Raw genomic sequence first — 21,499 nt, 5'->3', positions numbered from 1 at the left:
CCACAATCAACTGAAGATAACAAAAAAGCCAACATCACTGTGGGCTATTTCTGTGTATGTTTGATTGTGTAATTGAGCTATTTATTAGTAACGGTTTATTTAAAATTATTTTAAATAAAAACCAGTCCTAAAGCGTTAATTAGAGCAAAGCTGCTTGTCTGTAGCAGCTTTTATTTCTATTCATAGCCCATGTGTTAGATAGATAGTTTCCGAAGAATTATTATTAACTAGCATTGAGCATATGTATCTATAGCCTAAATTATGACAGATCTATTATGGTAGAGGCATTTGAAAAAGTGTCGGATCCCACGTCTTATTTCCTAGTGACAACTCATGTCCAACAATATTAATTGAGCCAAACTCAACATTTGACTCAACTCTAACACCCACGGAGCCAACTGGTTTTCCACCAGAAATGTTAAAATCAAAATCAGTACAAAGATTAGCTGTTACACCAGGGTAATTAATACTCGCAAGATTTACACTGCCAATCTTACAAGATGCACCTGATGCATTGCTTTTAGCAAATGTGCCTGTGAGCATGTTTAAGCAAACAGTTGATTTTGTTCCAGCCGAAACAGTACAAGTCATTGGAATAACAACGTGTCTGCTAAACAAAGCAACTGAAACAGTATTTTGAACTGAAATCTCTGTATCAGAAATTCCATCGACACTAGTAAAAACACCACCATCAGCTTTTACGCCAAACGTGCCTAGGTTTTTACCACCACATTGCTTAACGTCGGGACTGCCAGGAATCGCTGGAGTACAGGGGCCTGCTATCGTATGATGGCAAGTTTTAGTAGGATGATTCCATGTTGGGCATGGATAAGGTACTGATTCTGATGGAGCACACTGCCTTGCTACACCAGGTGTCCCAGGAATAGTCACGCAACCATTCACTTCAAAATTTTGTTCAACATTTTTACTCCAGTTTACTAACTCTGCTGCAAAAGGTTGAAATGAAAAAAACAAATAAAACAAACAAACAAAAAATCTTAACATTTTAAACTCCAGTGAAATATAAATTGCACAATTTAAGTTAACTAGATGTTAAAAACAAAAATACAAATTTAGTACACGTGCCATTTAATCTAAATGTAATCTAACTATATTGGTGGCGTCAAGACAAACTGTGATATTGATTAAGTAAAATACTGGTTGTTAAAGAAGCGCAAAATCATTAAGAGCATGACTGTGTGTTCTTTTCCATTAAAGATTGATAGTAAATTATCTATCTTATTTATTTATTCACTATTTGAACTCTGAACTGGACTTTGGGTTAATGAGCCGTTTGAATTACTCAAAGATAAAGCATTTGAATCTGGATTGTCTGATTTTATAGCATTACCATCAAGAGACTGTTTATTGATTTGCGTGATGGCATCGAGACTGGATTTGTATAATTCGAGCATCTGAGCTGAATTAAGTCCCGCCCGACCAATTAACAGACACGTTTCAAAAAGAATTTCTCTGGTTATCAGAACGTTAGGGTTCCGACCACCTAGCCCTAACCTTTGATGTGCGTTTTCGATTGAATCAGAAGATGCGTTGTTATCTCCTGTATTCACAAGTGTAAGATTTAGTCCGCCTGCACTGGAGTCTGTAAATGCGGCATCAGGTGCTGGGCTAACGCAGTAGCTCCCGTCTTTATTTTTAATAATATATCGACTGCTTGAACCAGATAATGTGATTGATCCATTATGCTGAGGGTCAGGTTGAACACTCCCTAATTCGTGACCTGGTATAGAAGCTGTAGCACATCCATAAAGTAAGTTTGTTACTAAAACCATCACTATTAACGAAAAACGCTTATTCATTGTTATCAACCTTTAATTAATAAAATAAAGTATATATCAATATTTCTATTTAGCGGTTTAATTCGATTAATCCAATAATATTATGCTTCAATTTCATCTACTTTTATTTTGTATAACGTTGAGAATTTCGTCACTTCAGTTCAAACACACCTTTGCAACAAATAAAAAATAAATGGGGGGTCTGTACGATTAGTTTTAGTAGTCCGAGACTGAGCCGCAATAAACTGAAGACAACAAAAAAGCCCACATCACTGTGGGCTTGATTTTATTGGTGGCCTGAACTGGAATTGAACCAGTGACACGTGGATTTTAATTAAAATTAATACTATTTTTTGATTACAATCAATAGGTTAATTTTTTTGATCAGCGTGCGGTCAGCGCTATTCTTTTAACCGTTACCTATGTAACGGACGAGTCAAATATAATTGCTACCCCTCATTTAAACAATGGTCACAGGTGGCTACTGAAATCCTGCGGACAATTTAAAAATAATGCTAATCTAGCAAAAAGGGGTGATTATCAGATTTTATTGAATGGCGTTTTTATTCATGTTTTTCTTAGTATGTTTTGTAATGATTGTTGTCGGTAGTTAGTAATTGCAATAGTTTAGTGTGCACAAATAGTTTTTCTTTACCAACTGACACCTCTGTAAGCACGCCAATTTCCGCAAGCTGTTTCAGATATACTGATGCAGTCTGTCGCTTGGCAATACCAGCATCGGTCAGGCTGCTGATGCGGCTATAAGGTAGCTCAAATATCAGGCTTATAAGCTCGTAGGTGTAGATTTTATTGGCGTACTTAGCAACGTGTTCGCAAGTATGTTCAAACAAGGCTTTAATGGCTGCAATTTTTGCAGTTGTCCAAGTGGCTGTTTCTTCTACGCCTCGCAGTATGTATAAGATCCAAGCTTCCCATTTATTGTTAGTTGTGACGTTAAGTAGCAGCTGATAATAGTTTTGTTTGTTTTGAATAATGTAGCGGCTTAAATACAAAATTGGCAAGGTGAGCAAATTTTCTTGTATCAAAAACAAGCTATTCAGCACACGGCCTGTACGGCCATTGCCATCATTAAATGGGTGTATCGCCTCAAACTGATAGTGCCCTATCGCCATGCGGATAAGCGGGTCTAAATCTGTGGCTTTGTGCATGAATTGCTCCCAATTAGCGAGCATGTCGCGTAGCAGCTTTTCACCTTCTGGCGGCGTGTAGATGGTTGCGCCTGTTTTGTCGTTCATTAAAGCTGCACCAGGCGTCCGCCTTACAGCCATTTCAATACCTTTGATTTGCGTACAGATTGTTTCTGCCACTCTAGTATTGAGTGGATGATGCGTAAGCGCTTGGTAACCTTGAAATAGTGCGGCTCTATAACGTAAGGCCTCTTTGGTGGCGGCGTCTGCATGCTCATCGTTACGCAGATGCTGAAAAAGCCTATCTGTGGTGGTAACAATATTTTCAATTTCAGAGCTAGCGCGCGCTTCTAACAAAGGAAGTGTATTGATTAAAATTGCTTGGTTAGGAATAAGCTCAGCAGATTGCTTGAGCTCAGCAATAGCTGCGCGCGCAGTAATGCACTGCTTTAAAACAGCTTTTGTTTCCATCTCTGCCTTAGGTGGCAAAGATGGAAGTTCGTTATATGGTTTATCTGGCTGCCAATTGCTCATGTTGATACTTTGATTGTTTTTCGACATTAAAAGCAGTGTATGTCGATGCAATCGACACGTCAATAATTTGTGTCGATATTTTCTATTTATATCGACATGTTCAGTGAAACATGTCGATAAGAGCGACATCATAAAAAATAGGGTCTGTACGGTTAGTTTATTAGTAATCTGAGACTTAACCGCAATCAACTGAAGACAACAAAAAAGCCCACATCACTGTGAGCTTGATATTTTGGTGGCCCGAACTGGAATTGAACCAGTGACACGCGGATTTTCAATTTAAATTACCAATATTTTATCAATTAAATCAATAACTTAATTTTGGTGTGTGATAAAGTGTGTGATTGAAGTGGCAGTAAACCGTCGTTTAAACGACGGTATTCAGATAATAAAAGCCCCCAACGTATTAGGTGGGCATTTGGCCATTTCAGAAAGGCAATCTCACATTTAATCTAAATGTATTTACATGGTATGAATTTGAGCCCACAGAAGCTAACCAACTCACATCACTGCTAATACCATTCTTAGCGTGATAGGTTAAACCTAAGCCATACGACTGAACGTCAGTTGGTGCTGGCGTTAAGCTATACACAGTCGACTCAGTAGGCGTATCTGCATATGAGACTAACTGATTAATTGAGCCGCGCGTATTATGCCTAACTTCAAGTTTCGCACTTGGAGTTAACTTACCGCTTTCAAGCAGAATGTCGTATGCGGCAGTAATACCAGCAGACATTGTTCGACTTTCAACAGTCTCTTTTTCATAGGCAAGCGCGTTGGTATTGGATCCTTCATCATAAGCATTCAATGAAGAAGTCATCTGAGTAAATCTTATATACGGCTGAAAGATAGCTTTCTTTATTACAAAAGTTTTACCTACGCTGATAGCACCGAATATTGTTTCACCATTACGTGTCGCTTTAAATACACTATCCGCAGCACTTGAATATCGACTGTTCTTTAATTTTAGATCGCCATATCCAAGTAATGCATCAGCAAACCAATCGTTATCTGCTTGATAAATACTATATATCGTTCCTGTTGTTTGATCAGAGTTTACTTTGGAACCTAATGAATCAAGATCAACATGCTGCCAACCGTAACCAATCGCAGCACCTAAAATCACACGCGGATTTAATTGGTAATCAATCCCAACGGTCACGCCAGAAGTTTTAAAGTCGTTACGGCTAAGAGAACCATAATCAAATGTGCCTGATGCCCAAATACCCATCTGCTTATCACCAAATAAACGGTCATTTAAATTAGCTGACTGCGTATTGGAATCGATCACTGATATATCACTAGGCAACGCATTAGCTTCGGATAATTTAATGTAGCCCCCACCAACATCCGTCCTAGTTGATGAGCCATTAGCAGAAATATTATTTTGAACCAATTGAATCGGTGCTCGATTTACAGCACTACTCAATTGTTGGTAAGCCTGTTTCAGTTCATTTAACTGAGGTGAGTTAACATCTAAAGAAATCTGATTATTCTTTACATTAAAGTTACGACGCAATCCTTGAATATGGTCTGTGACATTTCTAATTTGACTATCAGATAGACGTTGCGCCGATGTTACTTGCGCATTAATTTGTCTAATAACCGTCAAATCCTGATTATCTAATGCAGCTCTGACCTGCCTCAGCACTAAATGTAAGGTGGCCTCTTTTTGAATATTATAATCACTCAACGTTCGACCATCCTCAAGCTGTTTTCCTGCAAAAATAAGTCTCTGTTGATCAGGAGGGATACCTTCCTTGTCTTGAATTTTTGCTTTTACGTTTTCAACACTATCACTAGGCTCTACTTCTAAAGTAATTGTCTTACCAGTGAGAGTTCTAACGAATATCTGCATAGCAAAAGCTGATGAAGAAAAGATAAAGACTGTTAAAAACAAGACTATTTTACTTATTGTTTTAAGTAAAATATTTTTATCCACTTGGGATGATGACGTGAATTTAATTCCGCCCGACTCGGAGACTAGATTCAAACGTAATTTATTATTGTATAAATTTAGTAATGACATAATGAAAAAATTAAAATTAAAATTAAAATTTGTTATAACAGATATGTATTAAGGATAACATAAGTTCTACGAAATGACTGATTAAGTAAAAATGATATTTGCAGAAATACTAGAAAAATTCAGGGCATTAGGTGGTGTTGCAGATAATGTGGAACTCCGTCATGGTGAATATGGCCGTGGCATATTCCCTAAAAACCCAAATTTACCCATCAAAATAATAACGCCAACTCACCTTCTCGTATCGCCCAGCTGGTTAAAATTAGATCGGGAAAATCATATTAGAATAAATCCAAAATTAGGCCTGGATCCAGCGTTTGTTGATTTTTATGAAAGCTATCAAAAATTCTTTGGGTGGAGCAATGTTGGCATTAATGAATTAAGTGATTATCACAATGATCTCGTAAAACTACCAAAGTCGATTAAGCAGTTTCTACTTCTTTTTGGTTGGCAGAACACTGATTTTGATAAAAAAAACATTACTTGTTATTTAAATGAGTACCTTGCAAGTCGGCAAATTCGAATTGGAAACGAGTCGAAACTGATGCCTATTATTGAACTAATTAATCATTCACCTGATGGTAAGCAATATCTTGCCAGTGAGGGTGTAAAATTTGTGGGCACATTTAAGGGGGAAGTTTTAGCCTCTTATCACGGGAGTTTTGATGCCATACATTTTTTTAGAATTTATCACTTCAATTCACAATCTACTACCGTCTTATCTTGTGACGTCAAAATAGATGTGCCAGATCTTGGTTTAATCAACATCTCTAGATTTGATGCGATGGTTGATATTAAAGATGGTGTTATTACACCAAGGATGCTTAAAAATAAGAATGGCATCCAAATTGATTTTGTCGAGCTGGTAAACAATAAAAATAAACTATCACCAAGAAAGGTATTTATCGATGGTTTAAGCCAGTTTAATGTTACTTTATTAGTAGCCAATCAAATATTTGACGGCTTAATTGAACATAATCGTAGGGCTTATGCTGACTTTATTAGTGAGTGTAGATTATCAGATAATAAAGTAGCAAAACAACTTGAGTCCATTGCATTAAATCAGTTGAAACTTCTTAACTAAATTTTTGCTAATTAATCATCTGAACCTGTTGACATATGGAGCCACCTAAAGCCGCAAGTAATTTTGCAATTATTTATAAAAGTGCTCCAAAAAACGACGCTTGTGATCATTGTTTTGAACAACATTAAGATGGTTTGACACTATCGGGATGGACTACAAATAAAATTTATAGACATAAAGCTATAAGTTTTCACACCGGTAAAGTGTGTGATGGGTGTGTGATTGAATGAAGTTTTACTAGAGGCCCGTAAGTTCACAGTTTAATGGGCTTTGATGGATGTCTTCGTATGATATCTCCGCGGACACGCGGATTAAAATTTAAATGACCAGATAGAATGTCACGTAAGTCATTGATTTTACTGGTGGCCCGAACTGGAATTGAACCAGTGACACGCGGATTTTCAATCCGCTGCTCTACCAACTGAGCTATCGGGCCGTTGCGACTAATGAAATTAATTGCAAGTCGCGCATTATAGCAAATATTATTCAACTGGGAACATTTAATGATATTTAATGTTTGAAAAATGATAAAAAATAAGTCTGGCATTGTACTTTGGTGATGAGTTAATCAGGTTGGCATGACTGGAGGGTTGTTTGCTTTAAAGGAGTCGAATAATAATTGAGTGATGTATTATTTGTCTATCAGTACAGAAAAGTCTGTGCGGGCTTTTTTGTTGGTTATCAATTATAGTAATGCTGTATGCAAACAATTCAATTTTCTGATATTTGTGTTGATCCTATCAGTACAGAAATCACATCCATTTTACTGCAAAAAATCAATAGCAAAACAAAGCCCTTAGGTGCGTTAGGTGCGTTAGAGTCGATTGTACTGCAAGTGGGTGCAATTCAAAATACACAGTCTCCGCAATTGCATCGGCCTAGTGTGTTGGTGTTTGCTGGTGATCATGGCATTGTAGAGGAGGGCGTGAGTCCTTATCCGCAGGCGGTAACTGCGCAAATGGTGATGAATTTTTTAGCGGGTGGCGCAGCCATTAATGTGTTTGCCAAGCAGCATGATATGGCTTTGCAGGTGATTGATAGTGGCGTTAATTTTGATTTTAATCATACGCCACATTTAATCAATACCAAAATTGCATTTGGCACACAAAACTTTTTGCACACGCCGGCGATGACTGCGCATGAGTGTGAGCAGGCGCTAATTGCTGGGCAGGCAATTGTAAAGCAAGAATTGGATGCGGGCACCAATATTGTTGCTTTTGGCGAGATGGGGATTGGTAATACTTCTTCTGCAAGTTGTATGATGAGCCTATTGTGCAACTTACCAATTACGCAATGTGTTGGGCGCGGCACAGGGTTGAATGATGAAGGGCTGCTTAAAAAAACAGCGGTATTGCGCCATGCGCTTGATCAGCATGAGTTGGATAATGCCGACCCATTGAAAGTATTAATGACTTTTGGTGGATTTGAAATCGCCATGATGGTTGGTGCAATGTTAGGCGCTGCGCGGGGTAAAGCAGTGTTGTTGATTGATGGTTTTATTGCAACTTCGGCACTGTTGGTTGCGGCAAAAATGCAACCGAATATAGTGCAATATTGTATTTTTTCGCATTGCTCGGATGAGCTGGGGCATCAATTAATGTTAGATTATTTAAATGCAAAACCATTATTGAATTTGGGTTTACGGTTGGGTGAAGGCACGGGCGCTGTGCTTGCCTATCCATTAGTGCAATCTGCCGTGAACTGTTTAAATGAAATGGCGAGTTTTGAAAGTGCTGGGGTGAGCAAACAATGTTAAGTCGCTTTACATTAGAGTGGCGCTATTTTTTATTGGCAGTTGGCTTTTTTACACGGGTGCCAGTGCCTAGTTTTACAAATTTTAAGGTTGAAGACTTAAATCATTCGGCCAAATATTTTCCATTGATTGGTATTTTAGTTGGCGCAGTAGGCGCTGGTTTTTATCTATTGAATGCAAGATTTTTGCCCCAAACCCTTGCTGTATTAATCAGTATGGCAAGCACAATTTATTTAACGGGCGCCTTTCATGAGGATGGCTTGGCGGATAGTGCAGATGGTATGGGAGGCGGATGGAAGCGTGAGCAAATACTTACTATCATGCAAGATTCTAGGCTGGGTACTTATGGCGCAATTGCTATATTTTTAGCGTTATTTGTTAAGTTTGAATTGTTATCAAGCTTGAGTCATCAGCTTGTTGCTTATGCATTAATAATGGGTCATGCGCTCAGTCGTTTAAGTGCAGTATGGATAATGGCGACATTGCGCTATACAAAAATGGAAGGTAAAGCAAAGCCGCTGGCTACATACATTAACCGACCCGATTTAGTGTTGGCTAATGTGTTGGGCTTGTTGCCTTTTTTAGTTTTTATTGCCTACCAATATGCTCATCATGGTCTTACGCAATCGCTTTTGAATGTTGCATTATTAACGCTTCTCCCCATGCTGTTAGTTGGTGTGTGGTGGCATCGTAAAATTAACTATTGGTTAGATGGTTATACGGGAGATACGCTGGGTGCCATGCAGCAAATGGCAGAAATTGCATTTTATTTTGGTTTGGTTTTATGGAGTATGTCTCGTTGAAATTGACTTTAATTCGCCACACAAGCTTGCAAATTGCACCGGGTGTTTGTTACGGGCAAACAGATGTTGATGTTTCTGTTAACTTTATGCAAGAAGTGTTAATCACGCAAAAAAAATTATCTACTATGCCGATTGATGCGGTATTTTGTAGCCCATTACAACGTTGCGTTAAATTAGCTGAAGCACTTAATTTAAATAATATCAGGCAAGATGATCGTTTAAAAGAGCTGCATTTTGGCGATTGGGAAATGCAAGCGTGGGATGATATTCCGCGTGATTATTTTGATGAGTGGGCGCAGAACTATGCACACATGCCACCACCGAATGGCGAGACCTTTAATCAACTGCAAACCCGTGGCATCGCCTTTATTAATGAAATCCTCAGTCAATATCACAAGCAACATGTGCTGCTTGTGACCCATGGCGGCATGATTAGAGCTTTGCTTGCCTATGTGCTGAGTATGGAATTAAAAAGCTTGTTTAGATTTAATATTGATTATGGCAGTCTGACGCAACTCGATTTTAGTGGTGATAGTCCAAAAATTAATTTTGTGAATCACTAACGAATCATTGTTTATTAGCGGCAATCACTTTTACTTGTTGCCCTAAACATTCAACCATTTGCCCAGCACGAATTTTAGCTGTTTTACGTAATTCTATTTCACCATCTACCGTGACAATACCCTCCGCCACCATGGCTTTGCCTTGGCCCCCACTCTCTGCAATGCCTTCTGCTTTCAATAAATCGCATAAGGCGATATATTCATCTTTTAGTACAAATTCAACCATGGCTATCCTTTTAGTTGTATTGGCAAACCAGCAGCGATAAAGCTTACTTTATCTGCTAATGTTGCTATCGATTGATTTAAACGACCTTGTTCATCTTGAAATTGGCGATTAATTTCACCCAAGGGCACAATGCCCATGCCAACTTCATTGCTCACTAAAATGACATCGCCTTTAAGATTCGGCAAGACATTAATGAATGCCGCCCGCTCATTTTCCCAGCTCACCTTTGCGGGTAATGCACAATCGGGGCAAATGCATTGTGCTAGCCATAGTGTGAGGCAATCTACAATAACAACGGTATATTCTTTTGCTTGTGTTGCTAATACCGATGCAAGATTGAACGGGGCTTCAATCAGTTGCCAATCTGCGGGGCGACGTGCTTGATGGTGTGCAATGCGTTTTGCAAATTCGTCATCGTACACTTGCGCAGTTGCAATGTAAGTGACTGATAACTGACTAGTTGCCGCAAGTTTTTCTGCAAAAGCGCTTTTGCCAGAGCGCGCGCCACCTAACACCAAATGCACTGCCATCTTATTGTGTCTTTCCCCATTGTTGCATAATGGTTTGTAATTGCTGTAGACCATGTAAAAATATCGAAGGACCAGGCTGCAAAATATCTGCAGATTTTATCTCAAATACCATCTTATTTTTTACGGCAGGCATGACATGCCAACCTGGTCGCGATATGATTTCTGTGGGCTTAAATTTTTTACCACACCAAGAGCCAATCACAATATCTGGCATGCGTTCTAGCACTTGGGCGGCTGTGACAATACGTTCAGTTGCACTGTGTAATTGGCTTAATTCAGGAAAACAATCTTCTCCGCCAGCTATATCAATCAGTTCAGCTGCCCAGCGTATGCTACACATCATGGGGTCATTCCATTCTTCAAAGTAGACCTTGGGCTTACGCGGCAATGTGCTGGCACTGTTGCGTGCCGCAGCAATTTGACTTTCTAATGCTTGAACAATATTTTCCGCTTTCGATGTTGCCCCAACGAGGCGACCCGTGGTGATAATCATGCGAAAAATATCTTCTATAGAACGCTGATTGAATACGTGCACTTCAATACCAGCGCGTATGAGTGCAGCAGCAATATCGGCCTGTAAGTTAGAAAAGCCTAATACTAAATCTGGTTTTAGCGCTAAGATTTTATCTATTTTAGCGGTCGTAAAGGCAGCGACTTTTGGTTTTTCTTGACGTGCAATAGCAGGACGCGTTGTATAACCAGAAATGCCAACAATGCGATCTTGCTCGCCTAGCATATAAAGCACTTCTACAGTTTCAGTAGTCAGACAGATAATGCGTTGCGGTAGAGTGTTCATTTGATCTCAGAATCACTGTCCCAATAATTTTCCATTAACATTTCGCTCAGTGGTTTTTCTGTTGCCCAACCTTCTTCAACTAACATTGGCGCTTTATAAAAGCTGTTGACATAACCTAAACATAAAACGGCAATTGGTTTTGCGCCTGTCGGCATTTTTAATAAGCTGGCGAGTTTTTCTGGGTCAAATAAACTCACCCAGCCCATGCCTATGCCTTCTGCTCGTGCTGCCAGCCATAAGTTTTGAATCGCACAGCTTACCGATGCCATATCCATTTCAGGGATGGTGCGGCGACCGAAAATATACTTCTCTCTATCATTGCATAAAGTGACTACAAGTAACTCACCGCAGTCTAAAACGCCTTCTACTTTCAGCCGCATAAACTCAGCCATGCGCGCTGTGGTTTCATATTCACCAATCGCTGCTGCTGTTTTGATGCGCTCTTCATTAACCTGCTGATGGATCTTTTTACGCAGCGCTATATCATTAATTCGAATAAATCGCCAAGGCTGCATAAGCCCAACACTGGGTGCTTGATGGGCGGCTTGTAATAGTTTGGTCAATAACGCAGTTGGAATAGGGGTAGGCAGAAAGTGACGCATGTCACGCCGTTCGGCAATGACTCTGTAAATCGCTTCTTTATCTTGCTCAGAATAACTGTGTTTTTTCATCTTTATAATTAAAAAGCCGCGTTAGAACTTATTGCTAACGCGGCTTATGTTTACCATATCATTGGATGATGAACCAACGGGGTTATGAACTAGAAGCAGCCGCACGCAGATTAAGGGTTGGCAATACTCGAGCCAGCACCCAAAATACGATGAGATACATCAAGGTATAACCCATATAACTTGGTAAGTATTCCCAGCCATGCTTTAGCGATTCTATCAAGCCATTAGCAGGAAAGCGCCCAGAGAATAGATAATAAGTTTGAGTTGAAATGACAAAAGCGAACAATGTTGACAATACGCTAGTGACGGCATATTTCAGCAAGTGATATGGCTTGCTTTGCTGACCTAACCAAAGCCCTGCAACCCACATCACAGCGTAAGTTGGCAACATACCCCAATAACCATCTGTTAAACAAAAAGCCTGAAAGCTATCAATCGCCGCTGCACCAAAATCAATGCTTGTTGCAAGCACAACAAAAAAAGCAAACCAAACAGCCCTTTTTAAATAAAGACCACCAATCAGTAATAACGCCAAACTGGCATCAGGAAGTGCTACATGCGTCATGACATGGCTACCGCGCGTGAGTAACATGAAAAAAGCCAAGATGGCTGCAATGGTTAAAGGGCTGATGATTGGTGATTGCTTCATAAACTTCTCCGTATTCGTAGACAACATCATAACATTTTTTAAAAAAAGCACGCTAATGCTGGTGGTAAATTAACTACTTTGATTCCCATCTAAGGTTGACAAATAAGTTGGCGCCTGGCACTTGATAGGGCAAGTTATTAAAATCTAAACCAAAGGTGTATTCTTTATTCAATACATTATTTAAACGGGCTTGTATTTTTAAGTTGCTATTGAGTAGATACTCAGTATTTAGGTTAAGCACGCTATAACCCGCTAATCTGCGTGTATTTGCTTTGTCATTAAACCGATGTGAACTTGCTAATATTTCAGAACCGAATCGCCAATTGCGTAGTTGGTAGCTTAAGTTAAGTTGCGCATGACGGTTTGCACGTCTGGCTAAGATGAGGTTGCTAGTGTCATCTGTTGGTGATTGTATGTCAATACTACCCCCCAGCGTAAACGGTCCTGTTTGATAATCTCCGTATAGGCTAATGCCTTTAATCGTTACATTACCTAGGTTTACCGCAGTATCAGCAGGGATACCTTGTGCAGGCAAAATAAGATTGCTAATTGTATTTTCAAAAGCAGTGACATTGAGGCCAGTATTACCATCGTTATAGGATAATGTGATTTCTTTGTTTTTAGACTTTTCAGGTTGCAAATTAGGGTTTCCTTGATAGCTAAAGCCAAAACCAAAATCTTCGAAAGGGTAGTATAGGTCATTAAAAGTAGGAACCTTATAAGCTGTCCCATAGCTACCGCTAACACGCCATGCAGGCGAGAGTTTAAAGCCATATCCAATATTGCCCGTACTCGCTTGACCAAACTGTGAGTTAAGATCACGTCTGAAACTTGTTTGAAAGCTATGGTTACCATAATCTGCAAAATAACTGGCAACGTAACCATTATTGACTCGCTCAGTTTGGTCATAAACCGTTGTCGAAGTCACTTCTTCCTCTAGACGATCATACATTAATGATAAAACACCTACTGGCAAACTGAAGTCATGTTGCCAATTGATTTGTGTTTGTTCAGTATCAAATCTACTGCGCGCAATGGCACCAATAAAATCTTCATCAACGTTAGATTGTTGATCTTGGCTCATGCCAACGCGTAATTTTGATTGCCAAAAAGATAGCCATTGATTATTGGCGGTAAAATTGATTGATCTTTGTAGTAACTTTGTTCTTGAATCGAAGTTTGTTAAATTAAAGCTATCATCAAAAGCTGTCTCACCTTTGCTTTGAAAAAACTGCATCCCAAGTTCATGACCTAAAGCAATTGTTTGATTCAGTCTAAAATTAACTGCAAGATTGTCATAGCCATCATTATCTTGAATGTTTGGATTATTATTTTTTATGCTGTCAAATCCATTTGTATTAACACCAGATAAGCCAACTGTAAATGCCGTATCATTCACCTTTCCGGAAGCGCCAATATCACCTTGAAATGTGTTGTATCGGCCATAACCTAAACTGCCATAAAATGAGGGTTTATTGTAGTTTTTACGGGTAAAAAGTTGAATGACACCTCCTATTGCATCTTGACCATATAAACTTGTTGCTGGACCACGTAATATTTCAATTCTTTCAAATTGAGCTAATGGCAAATTCTCTATTGCAGTTGTGCTAAAAGTTGCTGAGCTAATTCTCATGCCATCAATTAAAATAACTACATGACTGCTATTGGTGCCTCGCATAAAAATGCTGGCAGGCTTTCCTAAGCCGCCGCTATTACTCACTTCTATACCATGTTGCATTTGCAATAAATCAACCAAAGTAGATTGCCCAGAGCGATCAATCATTTCTTGATTAATCACTGTGACGTCAGCTATTACACTTTCACGCGGTTGCGATACGCGTGCAGCAGTCACTACAATATCTTGAAGAGCGATATTTTCATTGGCGTAAAGAGGTGTAAATGCCAGCCCGAATAGGCTGGCGATGATGGTTTTTTTCATTATATTTTCCCTATTAACATGCGACCCCGCATGCGTGTGATTTAAACTAGGGAATACAGAAGGTTGGTGGATAAACAAAAAAAGCACGCTGAAATGACAGCGTGTCAGCTTTTGGTACCGTCACCCCGCGGTATGTCCTAGCGTGCCTACAGTAGGCAGGTCGTTGTGAGGCCGGTCTCCGGGCTTGTGAGCTCTGATAGTGCGCCTTCCCAAGTTTTACACTCAGTGGCTGATAGCAGTATCATGAATAACGCTCACTTACCGTTGCGGGGGCAGCATAGGACTTATTAAATGTTATTTAATGCACCTATTTCCCAGTTTCACCTTATTGTTTAAAACAATAAAGGCACCTAACAATGCTTCGAATTATAAGCGATGTGAGAGAGAAAACAACCAAAACTTGAAAACAACAGAATGGGTATTTTTATTAAATTACTTTGAATGGCGCTTGTTAACTATTGACTAGTATGAATTTTTTAAATTATAGTTGGGTAATGGACGCAGATATAAAAGAGTTGGAAGTAAAGTTGGCAAAGCTGGTTGATTTGTGTGCCTTGTTGCGCGCAGAAAACATGCAATTACGTGAAAAAACAGATGCATTAAACAGCAAAATAGTGCAGGCCAGTACTAAGCTTGAAGGTTTATTAAGCACATTGCCAGAAAATGAAGAGGTTGCATGAGTATCGCAAAATCAGTAGATGTGCAAATTATGGGACGCGAGTTTACTGTGTCTTGCACCGATGAGGAACGTCAAGGATTAATGGATGCTGTTGCTTATCTTGACAAAAAAATGCGTGATATACGTGATTCTGGCAAGGTAGTTGGTGCGGAACGTGTTGCAATCATGGCGGCGCTGAATCTATCGCATGAAGTGTTGAATACCAAGAGTGGTAATATTGATATTGGGGATTATAGGCGTAGGATTAGTGCAATGCAGAATCAAATTGATGATGCGATTGCTGAGCAAAGTAAGCTACTTTAAATTATCAAAATACACAATCTGTTATATTTCAAACTGATTATTCGCTTGTTTTCTCTGGTGTTGCTTGGGTCTAATATTCCTTGAACTAGTCTTTGTTATAGGTTTCGGCTCATCAAGTTGCGGTGTGATCGCTCTAAGTTGGGTTCACTTTTAAGTGACCCTTGGCGAGCGAACCTAATGCGCTTTAGGCTGTTACCACCTGAACTTATTTGGTTCAGGATTAACGGCCCAGGCAACACCAGAGCAAACAGTTTTTGTTTTTAATGCGAAATTACTGCGTTGTTCTACGCTTGCCGTACCAGTTGTACCGTCGGCGCTAAAACGCCTTGTACTCTCGCATTAACAATCAAAAAAAATTTTAATTGTTTAACACAATTGCGACGTTATCTTACCTTGTTGTACTAAATGTACTCCCTGCGGTTGGATGCCTTGCACTTGCATCAATAAAACCAAAATTAACTGTCTTAATCCATCCAATTGATACAATGATTTTTTGCTTCTCATGCTAGACGTAATTTCACATAAAAATGCACAAAGATACTTTGATTTTAGCGTAATTCGTGATATTTCAAGTCTGACAAACTGACAATAGCTAAACATTTTTCATGACTGGACTCTAAGATAACTGGCGGTGCAAACCCCGCTTCACTCGCTTCTAGCCAACGTGCTGCACAAATACACCAACGATCACCAGCTTGTAGGCCTTCAAAACCATATTCAGGACGCGGTGTGCTTAAATCATTACCTTGCGCTTTGGAAAAGGCGAGAAACTCGTCAGTTACTTGAGCGCATACCGTATGACTGCCGACATCTTCAGCACCCGTTTCACAACAGCCATTGCGAGTGAATCCAGTGAGTGGCGTTAAGCTGCACACTTGTAATTCGGTTCCTAGTACATTGCGCGCCATACTTTTACCTTATAGTGAAAACTCTATTTATCATACCAAAAAATAACTGTATTTCATTAATAAATAGCCTAATAGGAATTAACAATGCGTGGACGTTATGAAGAAACGCCGTGCAATGCAGGCTGATTTTGAAGCGCCAGTCATAGCGGATGCCGTTAATGCGATGATTGTGATGCCAGACTTGGCATCAAAAGCAGGATTGATCTCACCAGATGAATATGGTGAGCTTGTCATGATAGGTAAAGGGTAAAAAATGGGCACTTAGTTATTAAGTGCCCATGGCGTTTGTTGGTGCAGTTTATCTCGATTAAAGTTTGGTATCTAAACTACCCATTGATTTAGGATAAGTCACAATTCCCCAAGGCATACCAGGTGTTGGTATTTCTTTTGTTACTGCTTGGGTTTCAGTATCGATTACAAAAGTTGCATCGGATTTACCGCAGGCCAACAAAATTTGTTTGTCATCTGGTGTAAAACTAAAATGCCAGCAACGGTTGCCAGTTGGAATATCTTTAATTTTTTCGTAAGTTTTTGCATCAAATACTTGCAATACTTTGTCTTTATTCGCAGCCACATAAATGTGATCACCAGTTGCATCAAAAGAAACGCCATATGGTACGTTGCCAGTATCTACTGTACGAATAAGATTAAAGTCTTGATCCAGAACCATTAATTTATTGCCATACTCTAAGGTTGCAACATAGGTTTTGCCATCTGGCGATATTTTGATGCCGCGAGGGCGGTCGCCATACTCATGCGTATGAATTGTTTTAACTAACTCACCAGTTTCAATATTATGGACGGTGATTGTGTTATCCGCTTCATTGGTGATGACGATTTGTGTGCCGTCGCCTGAAAATTCGATACCTTCAGTTTCTGGTCCACCAACAATCTCTTTGATTTTTTCACCTTTGTTTAAATCAACAATGGCAATGCGTGCTGGTGTTTTGTCATCGTCATCATCGTCGTCGTCATCTTCCTCTTTTGATCCAGGTTTTGGTGGAGGGCCACCAACCGCGCTTGGTTCTGATGAAACAAACGCGAAATTACCACGAATACGCACAAATTCTGGGTTTTTGCCGACATTGATTTGTTGGATAACTTCACCAGTTTCTGTGTCAATAACAGCAATACTTTCATTTTCTCGGGTAGCAACAATTAATTTTTTGCCATCATCTGTGATGCCTAAGCCACGCGGACTTTCAGCTTTTACATCAATATTCTTGATGATTTCCATTGTGCTCAAATCTACCACACTCACACCAGCATTTTGGCTAGTGATGTAAGCTACACCTGCACTATTAGCCGTCACTTCAGTGGCTTGTGCTGGTGTTTCCGCTGCTGTCACTTCATCAGCATTTTGCTGATTACAAGCACTAAGCGTTGTGATGAGTGTAATTAACATTAAACTTACTCGCGTTTTACTAAACGCTATACTTTGTTTCATCCCGATTCTCCATTGTCGTTATTTACTAAGGTATTTTTACTAAATACCGATGCCAAAATGATGCAAAAGTTCTGATTGAATTATAAAGGAAAATGCACCATCCGTTTTAAGCCTATCTGACCAGTTAGGATAGTCCACTAAGTAAAAGCTTGAATTTAACCCAGGAATAAAGCATAGGCTGGGTTATTGGACTCATCCCAATAGGGGTAGCCTAGGTTCTCTAAGAAAGCATGGAATAGCTTGAGTTGGTGTGGCGGTACCTGCATACCAACAAGCACGCGACCAAAATCGGCACCATGATTACGATAATGGAATAAGCTGATATTCCAATCATGTTGCATGGCATTTAGGAATTTTCTGAGTGCGCCTGGTTTTTCAGGAAATTCAAATCTGAATACCACCTCATTATCTGCTTGTGGTGCTCTACCGCCGACTAAATGGCGTAAATGTAATTTTGCTAACTCATTATCAGTCAAGTCTAGGGCGTCTAAACCTTGCGCTTTAAGGTTTTTAATCAATGATTGTGTTTCCATTACATCAACGATGGCGATACCCACATAAATATGTGCTATTGCTGAATCGGCATAGCGATAATTAAACTCGGTGATATTATGATTACCTAATAAACTACAGAATGACTTAAAAGCACCTGGTTTTTCAGGAATAGTAACGGCTAAAAGCGCCTCTCTCTTTTCACCCACTTCGGCTCGTTCTGCAATAAAGCGCAGACGGTCGAAATTGACATTCGCGCCAGAAGCAATGCCAATTAAGGTTTTGCCAGTTATTTTTTGTTGTTCAACATAGGTTTTTATGCCGGCCGTTGCAAGTGCCCCAGCAGGCTCTAAAATACTACGCGTATCTTCATAGACGTCTTTAATCGCAGCGCAAATAGCATCATTGTCGACTACAATCATTTCATCTACATAATGCTGGCATAAGGCAAAAGTATGTTCGCCGACTTGTTTAACAGCTGCACCGTCTGCAAATAAACCAACCTGTTCTAGCATGACGCGGTGACCAGTTGCTAGGGATTGGGTCATGGCCTCTGCGTCTTTGGCTTCTACACCAATAATCTTGATTTCGGGTCGTTTTGCTTTGACATAAGCTGCAATACCAGCAACTAGACCACCACCACCAACGCAGCAAAAGATTGCTTCAATAGGCTCAGGATGCGCATTTAGAATTTCCATCCCAATCGTGCCTTGCCCAGCAATCACATCAGGATCGTCATACGGATGCACAAAAGTCAGGTTCTCGGATTGTTCTAATTGCAAGGCATGCACATAAGCATCTGAATAGCTATCGCCGATTAGGATGACTTCAGCGCCACGACTTTTGACGGCATTAATTTTAATGTGTGGGGTAGTGGTTGGCATCACAATCACGGCACGGCAATTAAGTTTTTGTGCTGCCAAAGCAACGCCTTGTGCATGGTTACCAGCGCTGGCCGCAATCACACCACGACTGAGTTGCTCGGCAGATAAATGGGCCATTTTGTTATACGCGCCGCGCAATTTAAACGAAAACACTGGTTGCATATCTTCGCGCTTTAATAAGACGCGATTGGATGTGCGCGTCGATAAAATAGGCTGTAAATCTAATGGTGTATTGATGGCCACATCATACACCCGGGCGTTTTCAATCTTGCTGAGATAATCTGGTATGGGTAGTTTTGACATTGTTTAAATTTTATAGAGCAGTGTATAGTTACGCTTTGGTTATATTATAAAGACTTTGTTAAGGATCTACTTAAAATGGCATATACGCAAGATGAATTAAAACAACAGGTCGCTAAAGCAGCGGTTGAATATGTTAAAGAAGGCATTATAGGCGTTGGTACAGGCTCTACAGCTAATTTCTTTATTGAAGAGCTGGCGAAGGTGAAACACAAAATTGAAGGTGCTGTAGCAAGTTCTGAAGCAACGGCTGCACGCTTGCGGGGACATGATATCGAAGTGTTTGATTTGAATAGCGTTGATGGTATGGATATTTATGTTGACGGTGCGGATGAAATTACCGAGCACATGCATATGCTAAAAGGTGGTGGTGGTGCATTAACCCGTGAAAAAATTGTGGCGGCGGTGGCAAAAAAATTCATCTGTATTTGTGACGAAACCAAATATGTACCTGTGTTGGGTAAATTTCCATTGCCAGTAGAAGTGTTACCAATGGCTCGCTCACAAGTAGCGCGCGAGTTAGTTAAGCTGGGTGGTCAACCAAAATTGCGTGACTTTACAACCGATAATGGCAATATCATTTTAGATGTACATAACTTAACAATTTCAGATCCTGTTGCAATGGAAGCGAAAATCAATCAAATTGTTGGGGTGGTGACAAATGGTTTATTTGCCGCGCGTCCAGCTGATATATTATTGTTAGCGACTGCTGAAGGCGTTAAAACGCACCAGTCAAAAAAATAAACAATGCATACAATCAAAAACCCGCTAATAGCGGGTTTTTTGTCTAAAAGCAAGCTACATTAAATGCAAAGTACTTAATACATGTTTGGTATTTTTCATGTCATAGCCATAAATAATCGTGCCTTTGATATCGAGCACTGGAACGCCTCTGGCATTAAGCGCAGCATATTGTTGGCGTCCTTGTTCTGATTTTTCAATATCATATTCGGTATATTGAATATGATTTTCGTCCAAAAATTGACGGGTTTTTGCACAATAACCACACCAATCCGTTGCATACAAAATGATGTCATTATGTTTAATAGCGCCAACTTGTATCGTTTCATGTTGGTAAAACCGCTGAAACAAAAAGAAAGCCACCAGTAAGAAAACAACTTTTTTCACAGGTTCCTTAAGTTTTTTACAGCAATAAGAAAAACGATTTATTTGTTTTCTGGCACATAACCTTCTGCCACATCAGCACCTTCTCCAAAGAAATATTTCTCTGTTTGCTCTTTTAAATATTGGCGTGCAGTAGGATCAGCTAAACTGAGACGATTTTCGTTGACCAGCATGGTTTGTTGTTTTAACCAAGCTGCCCATGCTTCTTTGGAAACTTCCAAGTAAATGCGTTTACCGAGCTCGCCAGGATAAGGTGGAAAATCCATGCCTTCTGCCTCTTTACCTAATTTGATGCAATTTACCATACGTGCCATGTCACAAAACCTTTACTATGTAGATGTTCAAGAAAACAACATAATAACGCATGTTAAAATATAGCGAATATTTTTTTGGTGATGCATCATGAACAAATCCGACTCAAACAATCAAGCACATACAGAAAGTCCGTTTAAAGGCAAAACTGGATTGCGGCGTTTGATGAATGCGCTTGGTTATTCTTTAGAGGGTTTTAGGGCAGCGTTTAAGCATGAGGATGCGTTTAGACAGGAAGTGTTTTTGGCGGTGGTGCTTATTCCGCTGGCGCTCTATCTGACCCCTGAAGTCATTCACCGTATTTTGATGATTGGTAGTGTGCTTTTAGTGTTAATCGTTGAGTTGTTGAACTCTGCGGTAGAGGCGGTAGTTGACCGTGTTTCTATTGAGCGACATGCATTAGCAAAACGCGCTAAAGATATTGGTAGTGCGGCCGTTTTTGTTGCACTTGTTAATGTGGTCATGATTTGGGGTTTAATTCTACTGGCTTAAAAACAGGATTGACATCATAAGATGCCAACCCTGTTT

The 21,499-nt window shown here is 39.8% G+C and carries 24 protein-coding genes, 2 tRNA genes and 1 riboswitch; of the genes, 9 read left to right on the top strand and 17 right to left on the bottom strand.

From position 1 onward, the window contains the following. Positions 1-273: 273 nt before the first annotated feature. The 5 genes from KFB94_04525 to KFB94_04505 form a co-directional block, all read right to left on the bottom strand. On the bottom strand, positions 274-1,005 hold the full coding sequence (locus tag KFB94_04525; GenBank protein ID QVL46361.1) for a hypothetical protein: 732 nt from the start codon (positions 1,003-1,005) through the stop codon (positions 274-276). 242 nt (positions 1,006-1,247) lie between these two features. Further along, positions 1,248-1,820: a hypothetical protein gene (locus KFB94_04520; protein ID QVL46360.1), complete on the bottom strand. Its 573-nt coding sequence runs from the start codon at positions 1,818-1,820 to the stop codon at positions 1,248-1,250. A 557-nt stretch (positions 1,821-2,377) separates the two neighbouring features. Beyond that, positions 2,378-3,481 (bottom strand): Fic family protein, encoded by a 1,104-nt coding sequence (locus KFB94_04515; GenBank protein QVL46359.1) that lies wholly within the window; start codon positions 3,479-3,481, stop codon positions 2,378-2,380. A gap of 233 nt (positions 3,482-3,714) precedes the next feature. Further along, positions 3,715-3,780: transfer RNA gene (locus KFB94_04510), tRNA-OTHER, on the bottom strand. Between the two features lie 128 nt (positions 3,781-3,908). Further along, positions 3,909-5,423, bottom strand: a complete 1,515-nt coding sequence (locus KFB94_04505; protein ID QVL46358.1) for an autotransporter domain-containing protein — start codon at positions 5,421-5,423, stop codon at positions 3,909-3,911. Between the two features lie 178 nt (positions 5,424-5,601). On the opposite strand from KFB94_04505, the gene KFB94_04500 reads away from it, so the two are divergent. Continuing rightward, the gene (locus KFB94_04500; protein QVL46357.1) at positions 5,602-6,591 is read left to right on the top strand and encodes a hypothetical protein; all 990 of its coding nucleotides are present in this window, start codon (positions 5,602-5,604) and stop codon (positions 6,589-6,591) included. A 360-nt stretch (positions 6,592-6,951) separates the two neighbouring features. Here the strand turns inward: KFB94_04500 and KFB94_04495 are convergent. Then, a tRNA-Phe gene (locus KFB94_04495) sits at positions 6,952-7,027 on the bottom strand. A 264-nt stretch (positions 7,028-7,291) separates the two neighbouring features. Between KFB94_04495 and cobT the strand changes: the two genes are divergently transcribed. Genes cobT through cobC form a run of 3 tightly spaced genes read left to right on the top strand, consistent with a single transcriptional unit; the run spans position 7,292 to position 9,710 of the window. Further along, a complete protein-coding gene (gene cobT / locus KFB94_04490) occupies positions 7,292-8,347 on the top strand; it encodes a nicotinate-nucleotide--dimethylbenzimidazole phosphoribosyltransferase (protein QVL46356.1) in 1,056 nt (351 codons plus the stop codon). Then, on the top strand, positions 8,341-9,147 hold the full coding sequence (locus tag KFB94_04485; protein QVL46355.1) for an adenosylcobinamide-GDP ribazoletransferase: 807 nt from the start codon (positions 8,341-8,343) through the stop codon (positions 9,145-9,147). The genes cobT and KFB94_04485 overlap by 7 nt, the downstream gene beginning before the upstream one ends. Next, positions 9,144-9,710, top strand: a complete 567-nt coding sequence (gene cobC / locus KFB94_04480; GenBank protein QVL46354.1) for an alpha-ribazole phosphatase — start codon at positions 9,144-9,146, stop codon at positions 9,708-9,710. The genes KFB94_04485 and cobC overlap by 4 nt, the downstream gene beginning before the upstream one ends. Positions 9,711-9,714: 4 nt before the next feature. On the opposite strand, the gene KFB94_04475 is transcribed toward cobC, so the two are convergent. From KFB94_04475 to KFB94_04450, 6 genes are all read right to left on the bottom strand, one after another. Next, complete coding sequence (locus KFB94_04475; GenBank protein QVL46353.1) at positions 9,715-9,936, bottom strand: RNA-binding S4 domain-containing protein; 222 nt, start codon at positions 9,934-9,936, stop codon at positions 9,715-9,717. Positions 9,937-9,938: 2 nt separating this feature from the next. Beyond that, complete coding sequence (gene cobU, locus KFB94_04470; GenBank protein ID QVL46352.1) at positions 9,939-10,466, bottom strand: bifunctional adenosylcobinamide kinase/adenosylcobinamide-phosphate guanylyltransferase; 528 nt, start codon at positions 10,464-10,466, stop codon at positions 9,939-9,941. 1 nt (position 10,467) lies between these two features. Next, positions 10,468-11,262 carry a cobalamin-binding protein gene (locus tag KFB94_04465; protein ID QVL46351.1) on the bottom strand — a complete coding sequence of 265 codons (795 nt, stop codon included), beginning with the start codon at positions 11,260-11,262 and terminating at the stop codon, positions 10,468-10,470. Continuing rightward, complete coding sequence (bluB, locus tag KFB94_04460) at positions 11,259-11,933, bottom strand: 5,6-dimethylbenzimidazole synthase (GenBank protein QVL46350.1); 675 nt, start codon at positions 11,931-11,933, stop codon at positions 11,259-11,261. The genes KFB94_04465 and bluB overlap by 4 nt, the downstream gene beginning before the upstream one ends. An 82-nt stretch (positions 11,934-12,015) precedes the next feature. Continuing rightward, positions 12,016-12,582, bottom strand: coding sequence for a hypothetical protein (locus tag KFB94_04455; protein ID QVL46349.1), 567 nt, complete (start codon positions 12,580-12,582; stop codon positions 12,016-12,018). Positions 12,583-12,655: 73 nt separating this feature from the next. Then, positions 12,656-14,521: a TonB-dependent receptor gene (locus tag KFB94_04450; protein QVL46348.1), complete on the bottom strand. Its 1,866-nt coding sequence runs from the start codon at positions 14,519-14,521 to the stop codon at positions 12,656-12,658. A gap of 151 nt (positions 14,522-14,672) precedes the next feature. Further along, positions 14,673-14,890: riboswitch (cobalamin riboswitch) on the bottom strand. 125 nt (positions 14,891-15,015) lie between these two features. Here KFB94_04450 and KFB94_04445 point away from each other — a divergent pair. Next, positions 15,016-15,201, top strand: coding sequence for a hypothetical protein (locus tag KFB94_04445; protein QVL46347.1), 186 nt, complete (start codon positions 15,016-15,018; stop codon positions 15,199-15,201). After that, complete coding sequence (locus tag KFB94_04440; GenBank protein ID QVL46346.1) at positions 15,198-15,503, top strand: cell division protein ZapA; 306 nt, start codon at positions 15,198-15,200, stop codon at positions 15,501-15,503. The genes KFB94_04445 and KFB94_04440 overlap by 4 nt, the downstream gene beginning before the upstream one ends. A gap of 548 nt (positions 15,504-16,051) precedes the next feature. On the opposite strand, the gene KFB94_04435 is transcribed toward KFB94_04440, so the two are convergent. Continuing rightward, entirely contained in the window at positions 16,052-16,411 is a 360-nt protein-coding gene (locus KFB94_04435; protein QVL46345.1) for a DUF2237 domain-containing protein, read from the bottom strand. A gap of 97 nt (positions 16,412-16,508) precedes the next feature. Between KFB94_04435 and KFB94_04430 the strand changes: the two genes are divergently transcribed. Then, on the top strand, positions 16,509-16,661 hold the full coding sequence (locus KFB94_04430) for a hypothetical protein (protein QVL46344.1): 153 nt from the start codon (positions 16,509-16,511) through the stop codon (positions 16,659-16,661). 57 nt (positions 16,662-16,718) lie between these two features. On the opposite strand, the gene KFB94_04425 is transcribed toward KFB94_04430, so the two are convergent. Beyond that, entirely contained in the window at positions 16,719-17,858 is a 1,140-nt protein-coding gene (locus KFB94_04425; GenBank protein ID QVL46343.1) for a beta-propeller fold lactonase family protein, read from the bottom strand. A 155-nt stretch (positions 17,859-18,013) separates the two neighbouring features. After that, the gene (gene ilvA / locus KFB94_04420; GenBank protein ID QVL46342.1) at positions 18,014-19,537 is read right to left on the bottom strand and encodes a threonine ammonia-lyase, biosynthetic; all 1,524 of its coding nucleotides are present in this window, start codon (positions 19,535-19,537) and stop codon (positions 18,014-18,016) included. Between the two features lie 75 nt (positions 19,538-19,612). Here ilvA and rpiA point away from each other — a divergent pair, with 75 nt between their 5' ends. Next, entirely contained in the window at positions 19,613-20,278 is a 666-nt protein-coding gene (rpiA, locus tag KFB94_04415) for a ribose-5-phosphate isomerase RpiA (GenBank protein ID QVL46341.1), read from the top strand. 54 nt (positions 20,279-20,332) lie between these two features. Here the strand turns inward: rpiA and KFB94_04410 are convergent, their stop codons facing one another. Together KFB94_04410 and KFB94_04405 are read right to left on the bottom strand one after the other, a co-directional pair. Next, on the bottom strand, positions 20,333-20,662 hold the full coding sequence (locus KFB94_04410; protein QVL46340.1) for a glutaredoxin family protein: 330 nt from the start codon (positions 20,660-20,662) through the stop codon (positions 20,333-20,335). 38 nt (positions 20,663-20,700) lie between these two features. Continuing rightward, positions 20,701-20,973, bottom strand: coding sequence for an oxidative damage protection protein (locus KFB94_04405; protein QVL46339.1), 273 nt, complete (start codon positions 20,971-20,973; stop codon positions 20,701-20,703). A gap of 88 nt (positions 20,974-21,061) precedes the next feature. Between KFB94_04405 and KFB94_04400 the strand changes: the two genes are divergently transcribed. Beyond that, positions 21,062-21,463, top strand: coding sequence for a diacylglycerol kinase (locus tag KFB94_04400; GenBank protein QVL46338.1), 402 nt, complete (start codon positions 21,062-21,064; stop codon positions 21,461-21,463). Positions 21,464-21,499: the final 36 nt, after the last annotated feature.

It is taken from the genome of Methylophilaceae bacterium, assembly GCA_018398995.1.
In the GTDB taxonomy this organism is placed as follows: Bacteria; Pseudomonadota; Gammaproteobacteria; order Burkholderiales; family Methylophilaceae.
This window is presented reverse-complemented; position numbering and strand designations above follow the sequence as displayed.